Origin of the sequence: Streptomyces hazeniae (genome assembly GCF_031845485.1) — a bacterium.
Classification (GTDB): Bacteria; Actinomycetota; Actinomycetes; order Streptomycetales; family Streptomycetaceae; genus Streptomyces; species Streptomyces hazeniae.
In genome coordinates, this window is the sequence record NZ_JAVREQ010000008.1 from 189997 (window position 1) to 202121 (window position 12125).

The 12125-nt window shown below is 70.0% G+C and carries 8 protein-coding genes and 1 pseudogene; 7 read left to right on the plus strand and 2 right to left on the minus strand.

Annotated elements, in window-relative coordinates; translation table 11 throughout:
- Positions 1-6: 6 nt before the first annotated feature.
- Positions 7-1101: a GNAT family N-acetyltransferase gene (locus tag RM572_RS11805; RefSeq protein WP_311673243.1), complete on the minus strand. Its 1095-nt coding sequence runs from the start codon at positions 1099-1101 to the stop codon at positions 7-9.
- Between the two features lie 1023 nt (positions 1102-2124).
- Here RM572_RS11805 and RM572_RS11810 point away from each other — a divergent pair.
- Both RM572_RS11810 and RM572_RS11815 read left to right on the plus strand, forming a co-directional pair.
- Positions 2125-2262: pseudogene (locus RM572_RS11810) on the plus strand (exodeoxyribonuclease III); the annotation flags it as partial.
- A gap of 144 nt (positions 2263-2406) precedes the next feature.
- Entirely contained in the window at positions 2407-3009 is a 603-nt protein-coding gene (locus RM572_RS11815; protein WP_311673244.1) for a dihydrofolate reductase family protein, read from the plus strand.
- Positions 3010-3048: 39 nt separating this feature from the next.
- On the opposite strand, the gene RM572_RS11820 is transcribed toward RM572_RS11815, so the two are convergent.
- A complete protein-coding gene (locus RM572_RS11820; protein ID WP_394813585.1) occupies positions 3049-3912 on the minus strand; it encodes a MerR family transcriptional regulator in 864 nt (287 codons plus the stop codon).
- A gap of 235 nt (positions 3913-4147) precedes the next feature.
- Here RM572_RS11820 and RM572_RS11825 point away from each other — a divergent pair, with 235 nt between their 5' ends.
- The 5 genes from RM572_RS11825 (at position 4148) to RM572_RS29850 (ending at position 11711) form a co-directional block, all read left to right on the plus strand.
- Positions 4148-5734, plus strand: a complete 1587-nt coding sequence (locus RM572_RS11825; protein ID WP_311673245.1) for a flavin-containing monooxygenase — start codon at positions 4148-4150, stop codon at positions 5732-5734.
- On the plus strand, positions 5731-6765 hold the full coding sequence (locus RM572_RS11830) for an alpha/beta fold hydrolase (RefSeq protein WP_311673246.1): 1035 nt from the start codon (positions 5731-5733) through the stop codon (positions 6763-6765). The genes RM572_RS11825 and RM572_RS11830 overlap by 4 nt, the downstream gene beginning before the upstream one ends.
- Positions 6762-7646 carry an SDR family oxidoreductase gene (locus RM572_RS11835; protein WP_311673248.1) on the plus strand — a complete coding sequence of 295 codons (885 nt, stop codon included), beginning with the start codon at positions 6762-6764 and terminating at the stop codon, positions 7644-7646. Before RM572_RS11830 ends, RM572_RS11835 begins: the two co-directional genes overlap by 4 nt.
- A 180-nt stretch (positions 7647-7826) precedes the next feature.
- Positions 7827-8825 carry a helix-turn-helix transcriptional regulator gene (locus RM572_RS11840; protein ID WP_311673249.1) on the plus strand — a complete coding sequence of 333 codons (999 nt, stop codon included), beginning with the start codon at positions 7827-7829 and terminating at the stop codon, positions 8823-8825.
- A 195-nt stretch (positions 8826-9020) separates the two neighbouring features.
- Positions 9021-11711 carry a DUF6531 domain-containing protein gene (locus RM572_RS29850; protein WP_311673250.1) on the plus strand — a complete coding sequence of 897 codons (2691 nt, stop codon included), beginning with the start codon at positions 9021-9023 and terminating at the stop codon, positions 11709-11711.
- The last annotated feature ends 414 nt before the right edge of the window (positions 11712-12125 follow it).

A 12125-nucleotide genomic window follows, 5' to 3' on the forward strand; every position in this document is an offset into this window, starting at 1 on the left:
AAGAGGTCACGTCGGGGTGCGACTCCAGAAGTGCTTCTTACGGGAATCACCCTCCCCATCGAAGTCGTAGAGACTACGCCTCAACAGTACGGCCGTGCAGACGCACGGCCTTCCGCAACTGAGGCAGTCGAAGGTCTCTTCTCCTACCGGTTCGCGCCAGTACTCAGGCAGGTCCGCGACACGTTGGAACCCAGCCGACTCCAGCACGCCAGTGGAGGAATGGACACCACCGGAGTCCCAGGCGAGCACTACAGCGGTTGAGCAACCGAGTTCCTTCAGCCTCGAGAGTCGACGGTTTATCAGTTGCAAGCCGATACCCTGCCCTCTCCCCCTCGGTACCACGGCAGCCGATTTCAGCAATCCCACCTTGGTGCCCATGAGATTCGGCCTACGGATCCCAGCAGAATGGAGTCTGCGCTCGAGGTCTTCTTTCGCAGGGTCCTCCATCACGTGAGCAGTGCCCACGCCTCTGAGTTGGCCATGCTCATTCTCCGCGACAAGAACCACGCCTTCGGGAGTCAGAGTGAGCTCTTCGGCCTCTGCCATGCTTACGTAGCCCGACCCCAGGGAGTCGTTGAGTAGTGCGACAGCATCAGGAAGGATACTGTCGGACGGAGTGCAGTCTCGAATATGAACTTGCGCCATCTTTCTCCACTTCCATTGCCCAGAGATTATGGAACCGGATTCGGCGCCGTAGCCAGCCCATAGACCCTCGATGTATCCAGACTTGATCAGGTGGAGCGCCATGTAGAAGACGCCGAGGCCTTCATCCTCACGTTGCTCTCCCCGGTAAGTGCCGGCGAGGTACTTTTCGTTGACTATTTGCCCATCGAAATCGAACCGGCGACCGGTTTCCAGGTTCTGGGAGTAGCCACTGAATGTGGCTCCGATTTGATTAATGTAGACCTTGTCGCGGATGGTCCGAGTTACGCCGTCCATTGCATCTGTATAGGTGCTTATGTAAATGCCCCCGATGGGATGCTTCTTGGTGGTTCGCACTCGAAGGCGATGCTTCCGAAAGAGCTCTACCAAGCGGGCGATGATCGCCGCCACAGTGGCACTGATCAGACCGAGTAACACGTTGCGCAGGTCCGAGTCCACTCATCCTCCCCGTCGGAACTCGCGGATGGTTGTCGGGTGAGATGACTGTACCGTCAGCGGCTGGTGCGGGTCTCCAAGTAGCTGCGGTCACAACCATGTTGAGTGTGCCAGCAGGTATGGGAGTGCTCCAAGTGGGCAAGATCGCTCCAGTGCGGGCGCCCGTTGCGAGTCGCGTGCGGTGCTGTTGACTTCGGGCGTAGGGTTTCTGTAGATGCGTAGACGTGCGTCAGTGGCTTAACGGGGTGGGAGCTGATCTGGTGTCAGATGTGGAGATCTCGATGGTTCTCGCTGGGGTGGCGCTGATCGTAATCGAGATCCTCCGCTCGGTCCCAGCTTGGCTGCGTGTTAGACGTACAAGGTCGAGTGATGGTGTGAGCGCCATCAGCGTGGGAGTTTTGGCGGGTACTGGAGTTGGGTGGATCGCTGTTGCTATCACAGTAGAGTCTGTCGCTGCGGCGATTGCCACCGCCCTTTGGTTGTCCTTTCACTTACTGCTGTGGCGCGAAGTCGTCCGAGTGGCACCTTCGATGGCCTCCACCATCTTGCTTACAGCGGGATCAAGTCTTTGCGTGACTGGAGCTGTCGGATTCGTCGGCTACCTTGTCGGTCACTTCGAAACGGTTCTAGGCGCCGTAATTGTAGCGGCCACGGCCTGTTACTCCATCCCTGCCCTATTCAGTGGACTCCGAAGTAAGACGACGACTGGGCTGAGTTTAATTTCCCTCCTCGTCAACTCGCTTGAGGGAACAATATATTTGTATGCCGGGTTGGGGTGGGGGGGCCTGACACCTCCGGGCGAACCGATAGCTTCCTATATCTTCTTCGGTGGGCTTGCCCTGGTGTCCAACACGCCGCGGTTCGCTCGTACCGGGTACCGCCGCATCACGAAAAAGGATCCTGACTCCCTTGGGGATCCTCCTCTATGTGCCGACCAACTCTCCTTCTGTCAACGCAGCCCCGATTGATGGCCATGTCGCTCACGGTTGGAACGTGGATCCGCCACCGAAGGGAACAGAACCTCGCAGCGGCTGGCGCATCGACTACGCGATGGCCACGCCGGGGCTCGCCGACCGGGCGGTGAAGGCGTACGTGGAGCGGGCGGCGAGCCACGACGCGCGCTGGTCCGACCACGCCCCGGTCACGGTCGTGTTCGGCCCCTGACCGGAGCCGTGGCTGCGCCCCTGCGGGCGCGGGAGCGGGGGAACGTAGCGGGACGCTATTCCGGTGGCGGCGGTGCGCCCCGGCGGGCGACACTGAGCGCGTCGGCGGACCGTCGCCGGCCGACGACTCACAAAGGAGTCCCGTTTGCGCAAGCTCGTCTACTGCATAGCGTCCTCGCTGGACGGTTTCGTCGCGGGTCCGGACGGCGCCGATCCGACGGGCCCGGACGGTTTCTGGCCGACCCCGGAGGACTACGTCGCGCACCTCGTCGCGGAGCTGCCGGAGATCCTGCCCGGTGCCGCGCGCGCCGCGCTCGGCGTCACCGCCGAGGGCACGCACTTCGACACGGTGCTGGAGGGCAGGCGGTCGTACGAGGTCGGCCTGAAGGCCGGCGTCACCGATGCCTTCCCCCACCTGCGGCATCTGGTGTTCTCCCGGACGCTGACGGAGAGCCCCGACCCGGCGGTCGAGCTGGTGGCCACCGACCCGGTCGCGCGGGTGCGGGAGCTGAAGCAGGAGCCGGGCAAGGACATCTGGCTGGTCGGGGGCGGCGAACTCGCGGGCGCGCTCTACGCGGAGATCGACAGGCTGATCGTCAAGCTCGGCCCGCTCACTCTCGGCACCGGCATCCCGTTGTTCGGTGCGTCGGCCGGATTCGACCCGCGCACCTGGGAGTTGACGGACCACACCGTGCTGGGGAGCGGCGCCGCGTTCCTCACGTACGACCGGGCGTCCTCGGCCTCCTGACCAGCCCGTCCCGGGGTCCTCCCGTCGCGCCGTCGGCCGTCATGCCCCGGACCTCCCGTCCCGGGTTGTCCCGTCCCGATGCGTCCCGTCCCGGGCCGGTGCGTCGCCTGCCGGGGCGTCCTGTCGCTGCCCGGCGGCGGCGAACCACGTCTCCGCCTCGGCGCGGACGCGGCGGTCCAGGGCGAGGCCCAGTTCGGCCTCGACGACCTGCTTGGCGATGGGGCTCAGCCGCGCCAGGGTGAGCGTGACGCGTTCGGCGTCGGCGGCGGTGAGGTCGCCGGGGAGGATGTAGCGCCGCAGCATCTCGCTGAACACCTCGGAGACGGCGTCGACCTCCTCGCGCAGCCGGCGCCCGGCGGCCAGCACGGCCGACAGCGGCACACCCTCGCGCACCAGGGCCGCGGAGGCGTCCAGCAGGCGGCGGCTGACGTGCACGATCTCGTCGCCCTCGACGGAGACGTAGCCGATCTCCAGGGAGGCCGCCAGGTCCTCGGCGGTGACGTCGCTGCCGAAGTGGTCGGCCAGGTCCTCCGGGGTGAGGCGTACCGGCGTCTCGTCGGAGAAGGTGCTGGTCAACAGCGAGTCCATGCCGAGGAGTCGGGCGGTGGAGCTGCTGGTGCGGCCCTGCTCGAAGGCGTCGATGAGGTCGGCGATGCCGCCGAGGGTGTGGCCGCGGGCGAGCAGCGTGGCGATGGTGCGCAGGCGCGCGAGGTGGTGTTCGTCGTACCAGGCGATGCGGCCTTCGCGCCGGGGTGGCGGCAGCAGGCGGCGCTCGCGGTAGAAGCGCAGGGTGCGCTGGGTGATTCCGGCGGCGCGGGCGAGGTCGGCCGCCCGGTACTCGTGCTTCTCGTCCGGCGGCACCTCCGGGTGCGGGGGTGCCGCCCGGTGCTCTGGGTTCCCCACGCGCCCACCCTATGCCGGGCCCGGTCGCCGCCACTCCGTGCGCGCGTCCCGGAGGGCTCGGCACCCCATGCGTAACCGCCGGTAACTTTTCTGCCCGCACCCCCTACCCATCAGTACGGAACTGCCCTACTCTCCCGGACAGTGCCAGTGATTACTGGCGCGATCTCGCATGAGTGAATCAGTCGCGGCAACGACAGCTTCAGCTGTGGCCGACAGACCGGTAGGAGGCGGCGCGATGGCAGGCGAGCGCGAGCACGAGCACGTACGGGTGGCGGTGATCGGATCCGGATTCGGTGGCCTGGGGGCGGCCGTACGCCTCCGCCGCGCCGGGATCACCGACTTCGTGGTCCTGGAGCGCCGCGACGCGGTCGGCGGGACGTGGCGCGACAACAGCTACCCGGGATGCGCCTGCGACGTCCCGTCGCACCTCTACTCCTTCTCCTTCGCGCCCAACCCGGAGTGGCCGCGCAACTTCTCCGGCCAGCAGCACATCCGCGCCTATCTGGAGCGTGTCACCGACACCTTCGGCCTCCGCCCCCACATCCGCTTCCGGCACGAGGTGGAGCAGATGACGTGGGACACCGACGCGCTGCACTGGGTCGTCGAGACCTCCCGGGGCACCCTCACCGCGGACTTCGTGGTCTCCGCGACCGGCCCGCTCTCCGACCCCAAGATCCCGGACATCCCCGGCCTCGACGGCTTCGAGGGCAAGGTCTTCCACTCCGCCCAGTGGGACCACGACTACGACCTGCGCGGCAAACGCGTCGCCATGATCGGCACCGGGGCCTCGGCGATCCAGATCGTTCCGGCGATCCAGCCCACCGTCGACCGCGTCACCGTCTTCCAGCGGACGGCCCCCTGGGTGATGCCGCGCATGGACCGGGAGATCAGCGGTCCGGAGCGATGGCTGCACACCAAGCTCCCCGCCACCCGCGCGGCGCGCCGGCAACTGCTGTGGTTCGTCCGCGAGTTGCAGGTCGGCGCGTTCACCAAGCACCCCGGCCGGCTCGGGCTGATCGAGAAGCTGGCCGCCGCGCACATGAAGAAGGCGATCAAGGACCCGGAGACGCGGCGCCTGCTGACCCCGGACTACCGGATCGGCTGCAAGCGCATCCTGCTGTCCAACAGCTGGTATCCGGCCCTCGCCCAGCCGAACGTCGACGTGGTGCCGGCCGGGCTGAAGGAGGTGCGCGGCAACACCCTGGTCGCCTCCGACGGCACCGAGACCGAGGTCGATGCCGTCGTCTTCGGCACCGGCTTCCACGTCACCGACATGCCCATCGCCCAGCGCATCAAGGGCGCGAACGGCACCACCCTCGCGGAGGAGTGGACCGGCGGCATGGAGGCCCTGCGCGGCGCGTCGGCCGCCGGTTTCCCCAACTTCATGACCGTCATCGGCCCCAACACCGGTCTCGGCAACAGCTCGATGATCCTCATCATCGAGGCCCAGCTGAACTACATGGTCGACTACCTCCGGCAGCTCGACACCCTCGGCGGCAAGGTCGCCCTGGACGCCCGGCCCTCCGCCGTGCGCGCCTGGAACCGGCACATCCAGGACCGGATGAAGCGCACGGTCTGGAACACCGGCGGCTGCGACAGCTGGTACCTGGACGCCAACGGCCGCAACACCACCGTCTGGCCGGGCACCACGGGCGAGTTCCGCAAGGTGACGCGGCGGGTCGACCTCAACGAGTACGAGGTGCTGCGCGTCCGGCCGTCCGTCGCGCAGCCCGCAGAGGCCGGCGCGGTCGTGGAGAACGCTGAGCCTGCCGAGCCCGCTGCGGCCGAGGCCGCCGACGTCGCCCTGAAGGAGGCCTCGTGACCGCCGCCGTGACCCTTCGGTACGAGCCCCCGGCTCCCCGGCGCACCCTGCGGGCGACCTCCGCGGACGGCGCGGTCCTGCACGTCGAGGAGCACGGCCCGGCCGACGGCCCCGCCGTCGTCCTCGCCCACGGCTGGACGTGCAGCACCGCCTTCTGGGCGCCCGTCGTCCGGTCGCTCACGGCCGGCGGCCACCGCGTCGTCGTCTACGACCAGCGCGGCCACGGCCGTTCGGCGCCCGCCGACCCGTCCGCGTACAGCACCGGGACGCTCGCCGACGACCTGTGCGCGGTGCTCGACACCGTGCTCGGCCCCGGCGAACGGGCCGTCGTCGGCGGCCACTCCATGGGCGCCATGACGCTCATGGCCGCCGCCGGCCGACCCCGTCTCGTGGAGTGCGCGGCCGCCGTACTGCTGTGCAACACCGGCCCGTCGCGGCTGGTCGCCGAGTCCCGGGTGCTGCCGCTCCGGGCGGGACGCCTCCGCACCTTCCTGCACCGCAGGCTGCTCGGCACCGGTGCCCCGCTCGGCCCGGTCACGCCGGTCTCCCGCAGACTCGTCAAGTACGGCACCATGGGCGCCGCTTCGACACCCGAGCAGGTCGAGGCGTGCGCCCGACTCGTGCACGCCTGCCCCCGCACCGTGCGCGCGGCCTGGTCGCACGTGCTGGACACGCTCGACGTCGAGGCGGACCTGGCCCGGCTGAACGTGCCGACCGCCGTCGTCTCCGGCGGCGCCGACCGCCTCACCCCGCCCGTGCACGGCCGCCGCATCGCCGACGCCCTGCCGCAGTGCACCGGGCTCACCGAGCTGCCGGGCCGCGGTCACATGACACCGGTCGAGGACGCGGACGCGGTGGCCGGTGTTCTCGCCGCCCTGGTACGCGACCACCTCGCGCCGGTCCCGTCCGGAGAACCGTCCGCCCGCGTCCCCGGCCCGCGCCCGGCAGCCGAGACCGCAGCCGAGACCGCGCCCGGGACCGCGAACACCCCTGCCCCGCCGCAGCAGCAGATCGAGGAGGAGAGCGCATGAGCCGCAGGAGCATGGAGGGCCAGGTCGTCGTCGTCACCGGGGCCGCCCGGGGCATCGGCGCCCTGCTGGCCCGCAAACTCGCCGCCCGCGGCGCCCGGCTCGCCCTGATCGGTCTCGAACCGGACGAGCTCAAGAAGGTCAGCGAGTCGCTGGACGTCGACTCCGACTGGTGGGAGGCCGACGTCACCGACCACGTCGCCATGGCCCGGGTCGCCGGGGAGGTGGCGGAGCGCTTCGGGAAGGTCGACGTCACCGTCGCCAACGCGGGCGTCGCCGCCGGCGGCCCGTTCATGGACTCCGACCCGGACGCCTGGCGGCGCGTCGTCGAGGTCAACCTCATCGGCGGCGCCGTCACCGGCCGTGCCTTCCTGCCGCTGCTCGCCGCGTCCCGCGGCTACTTCCTCCAGGTCGCCTCGCTGGCCGCCCTCACCCCGGCGCCGATGATGACGGCGTACTGCGCGTCGAAGTCGGGCGTCGAGGCGTTCGCGCACGCGCTGCGCGCCGAGGTCGGCCACAAGGGCGTGCGCGTCGGGGTCGGCTACCTGAGCTGGACCGACACCGACATGGTGCGCGGCGCCGACGAGGACGACGTGATGCGTGAGTTGCGGCAGCGGCTGCCGTGGCCGTCCAACAAGACCTACCCCCTGGGCCCGGCCGTCGACCGCATCGTGGCGGGCATCGAACGCCGCTCCGCGCACGTCTACGCCCAGTGGTGGCTGCGCGGCATGCAGAGCATCCGGGGCTACCTGCCCGGCCTCATCGGCACCGTCGGCCGCCGCGAGATGCGCCGCTTCGAGCCGCGCCTCGCGGCCGGCGGCACGCACCGCGGTCTCGTCGGCGCGGGCGGACAGGCCGACGAGAACGCCCGCACCTCGTCCTGACCTGCTCATGCCTGTGGCCCCGCCTTCGGGTGGGGCCACAGGCACGAGCGGGGGCGGCGAGGCGTTCGCGAGGACGGGCGGGAACGGCGCCTTCCAGTAAGGTGTGGGCCCACAACGACCTCTCCGCATCGAGGGGTTGGGCCGCGCGGCCCGAAGGCCGCCGCCCCGGGGGAGTGACGCATGCTGGGTCAGCTGGGCCTCGGACCCGACGAGGAGACGGTCTACCGCGCGATGCTCGGCGGTCGGGGCAAGGGCCCGGCGGGCCTCGCGGAGCAACTGGGCTGGGCCGACGGACGCGTCCTGGCGGCGCTGGACCGGCTGGCCGCCCTGGCCCTCGTGCGGCCGTCACCGGACGGCGGCGCGGGGCGGGCCGTCGACCCGGAGATCGGGCTCACCTCCCTGCTGATGAACCAGGAGGCCGAACTCCTGGAGCGCCAGCGGCAGATCGGCGTCAGCAGAGTCGCCGTGCACCGCATGCTCGCCGACCTCCGCGCCACCGGCGGCCCCCACACCGCCACCGAGGTGCAGAAGCTCACCTCCCCGGACCGCATCCAGTCCCGGATCGAGTGCCTGGCCGGGACCTGCGTCACCGAGATCGCGGCCTTCGTCACCGGCGGCGCGCAGCAGGAGCGGTATCTCGCGGCGGCCCGGCCCCTGGACGCGGCGGCCCTGGAGCGGGGCGTACGGCTGCGGTACGTCTTCCTCGACGGCTGCCGCAACCGCCCCGACGTCCGGGAGTACGTGACGTGGCTGGGCGAACGGGGCGGCCTGGCACGTACCGTGCCGCGGCTGCCGACGCCGACGCTGCTCTACGACAGGGCCACGGCGCTCGTGCCGGTCGACCCGGCGGCGGCCGACCGGGGCGCCCTCGTGCTGCACGGCACCGGCGCGGTCGCGGCGCTGCTTGCGCTCTTCGACCAGACGTGGCGGCAGGCCCGCCCGTTCACCCTGCCCCGGACACGCGGCGGAGGCCGGGACGGCGATCCGCCGACCCCCCAGGAGCGGGCCGTGCTCGACCTGCTCACCGAGGGGATGACCGACGAGGCCGTCGCACGGCAGCTCGGGGTGTCCGTGCGCACCACCCGGCGCATCACCGCGGAGCTGATGCAGCGCCTGGGCGCCCGAAGCCGCTTCGAGGCGGGCGTCCTGGCGGCGGGCAGGGGCTGGGTCAAGCCGTAGCCGCCCGGGTGCCTGGCCGTCTCCGGAGCGGCCCGGTCGGAGCAGGGGGTTCCACAGACGGTGGTGCAGGTCGGTCCAGCTGCTCACGCTCTCCCTTGGCCGTAATTGGGTGGTCGCCGCGGGTGAACCTCTGGGTATCGTTGCCGCGTACACGTTGACCGCATGTACGCGGGCTCTGGGGGGAGTTGACGGGGGATGGGCTACACGCTGCCCGACTGGGTGGACGAGATTCTCGAGTTCATCGGGATCAACTTCCCGAATGTCGACGAGGACGACTACCGCGAGATGGCGGACGCCCTGCGGGAGTTCGCCGACCGCTTCGAGACCCACGGCGGTGACGCGCATCAGGCGGTCAGCCGGGTGCTGTCCTCCAGCGAGGGCTGGGCGGTGGACTCGCTCCAGGACCACTGGGGGAAGGTCAAATCCTCACATCTCGATCAAGTGCCCGCGGTGGCCCGGTTGTTCGCGACGGCCTGCGACACGGTCGCGGTGATCATCGAAGGGCTGAAACGCAAGGCCGAGATCGAGCTGGGGTACATGGCCGCCTCGCTCGGTATCTCGGTGGGGCTTGCTTTCGTCACGGGCGGTCTGTCGGCGTTCATCGGCGCGGCGCAGATGGCGGCGATGCGGGAGCTGATCCGGCGCCTGATCAAGGAGGCGCAGGAGGAGATCGTCGACCGGCTGATCGCGGAGGTGACGGAACCGGTCACGAACAAGCTGACGGCGATGACGGAGGACATGATCCTCGACATCGCGGAGGACGCGATCGCGCTGCCGCCCGGCGGAGGCGGAGGCGGAGACGCGGACTCGGGCGGCGGAGGTGAGCAGGGCGGCCCGTCGGGGATGAACCTCAACTCGGCCGGCTCGGGCGGTTCCGGTGGCGGCGGTGGCGGTGGCCGCATGAAGATCGACACCGACGAGTTCGACAACGGCGCGAAGAAGATGTCCGGTCACGCCAAGGACCTGGACAGCAACTCCCTCGCCTCGCTGCGGCGGGCGCAGAACGCGTTCGGCCGCACGAAGGGGCGGGACCCCTTCACCCAGGTCTTCGAGTCGATGCTGAGCGGAGCGTTCAGCGGCACCGAGAAGGCGGCGAAGAAGGTCATCAAGCACGTCAAGGACGACGTGCCCAACGGCATCACCGCGATGTCGCGCAACCACAAGCGCAACGAGCAGAACGTCGCCGACGCCCTCAAGGCGATCGACCCCAAGGCCGACGGCAAGAGCCCCGGCGGCCTCACCCCCATGCGTCCCCAGGGTCGCAACGTCCCCGGCACGAACGCCAAGCCACCCTCCCCGGAGCTGTCCCAGAAGGCGCGCCCCGACGAGGCGAAGTGCAAGAACGGCGACCCGATCGACATGGCGACGGGGCAGATGCTCCAGTCGCAGACCGACCTCGTCCTCCCCGGCGTGCTGCCCCTGGCGATCGAACGCACCCACCTCTCCGGTTACGCCCACGGGCGCTTCTTCGGCCCGTCCTGGGCTTCCTCGCTCGATGAACGCCTCGAACTCACCGGCGAGCGAGGGCAGCTCTGGTGGCACCGGGTCGACGGCTCCTCCCTGCAGTACGACCACGCGCCCGACCTGATCGGAGAGCAGGTTCTGCCGCGCGAGGGCCGCCGCATCCCGCTGACGTGCGTCCAGGGCTCCAGCGCCTGGGACCTGGCGGTGACCGACCCGCGTACCGGCCTGACCCGCCGTTTCCTGCCCGCGCCCGAGACGGACGGCGTGTGGTGGCTGACCGAGATCGAGGACCGCAACGGCAATGGCATCAGCATCGACCGCGACGACGACGGCACGCCGACGGCCGTGCGGCACGACGCGGGCTACCACGTCGAGGTGTCGTGCGAGGACGGCCTCGTCGGCGGCATCGCGCTGCGCACTCCGGACGGCCCGACGCAGGTCATGCGGTACGGCTACGACGGTGACCGCAACCTCACCGACGTCGTCAACTCCTCCGGCCTGCCACTGCGCTTCGGCTATGACGACCAGCACCGCATCACGTCGTGGACCGACCGCAACGACTCCATCTACCAGTACGTCTACGACGAGCGCGGCCGGGTGGCCCGGACCGTCGGCCCGGAGGGCTTCCTCTCCTCCCAGGTGCACTACGACGCCGAGAACCGCACCACCCGCTACACGGACTCGACGGGCGCCGTCACCACCTACCACCTGAACCATCTGGGTCAGGTCGTCGCCGAGACGGACCCGCTGGGTCACACGGTCCACAGCGAGTGGGACCGGCACGACAACCTGATCTCCCGCACCGACCCGCTCGGCAACACGACGACGTTCACCTACGACGACGCGGACAACCTCACGGCCGTCGACCGCCCCGACGGCACGCGCGTCACCACGGAGTACAACCGTCTCCACCTCCCCACGGAGGTCACCGCCCCGGGCGGTGCGGTGTGGCGCCAGGAGTACGACGGGCGCGGCAACCGCACAGCCGTGACCGCGCCGGACGGCGCGACCACGCGGTTCACGCACGACTCCGCCGGGGCTGTCAACGGGATCACCGACGCCCTCGGCGCCGAGACGCGCGTGACCAGCAACCCGGCGGGTCTCCCGCTGACCCTCACCGACCCTCTCGGAGCCGAAACCCTCTGCGTGCGCGACGCCTTCGGCCGCCCGATCGCCGTCACGGATGCGACGGGCGCGACCACACGCATGGAATGGACGGTCGAGGGCAAACCCTCGCGGCGCATCGCCCCGGACGGCACGGAGGAGACCTGGACCTGGGACGGCGAGGGCAACTGCCTGACCCACACCGACCCGGCCGGCGGCCGATCCGCCTTCACTACACACACTTCGACCAACTCGTCAGCCGTGCCACGCCCGATGGAGCGAGCTACGCCTTCGCCTACGACACCGAGCTGCGGCTGACACAGGTCACGAACCCCTACGGCCTCACCTGGGACTACACCTACGACCGTGCGGGCAACCTCGTCGCGGAGTCCGACTTCGACGGTCGGCAGGTCTCCTACGACCACGACGCCGCCGGGCGCCTGACCGCGCGCACCACACCTCTCGGCGACACCTTCACCTACACCCACGACGCCGTGGGGCGCACGGTCACCAAGTCCGTCGGGGAGGCGGAGACCCGCTACACGTACGACGAGGCGGGCCATCTTCTGCGCGCCTCCTCGCCCGCGTCCACGCTGGACCTCCGGTACGACCCGGTCGGACGGCTCGTGGCCGAGTCTGTCGACGGCCGCATCACCCACTACACCTACGACCAGCTCGGGCGCCGCACCACCCGTACCACGCCCACCGGCGCGGTCAGCACCTTCACCTACG

Excerpts from the sequence above, each read along its gene's own strand:
- RM572_RS11825 (WP_311673245.1), top strand. The coding sequence starts at position 4,148 with ATGGCAGGCGAGCGCGAGCACGAGCACGTACGGGTGGCGGTGATCGGA.
- RM572_RS11835 (WP_311673248.1), top strand. The coding sequence starts at position 6,762 with ATGAGCCGCAGGAGCATGGAGGGCCAGGTCGTCGTCGTCACCGGGGCC.
- RM572_RS11840 (WP_311673249.1), top strand. The coding sequence starts at position 7,827 with ATGCTGGGTCAGCTGGGCCTCGGACCCGACGAGGAGACGGTCTACCGC.
- RM572_RS29850 (WP_311673250.1), top strand. The coding sequence starts at position 9,021 with ATGGGCTACACGCTGCCCGACTGGGTGGACGAGATTCTCGAGTTCATC.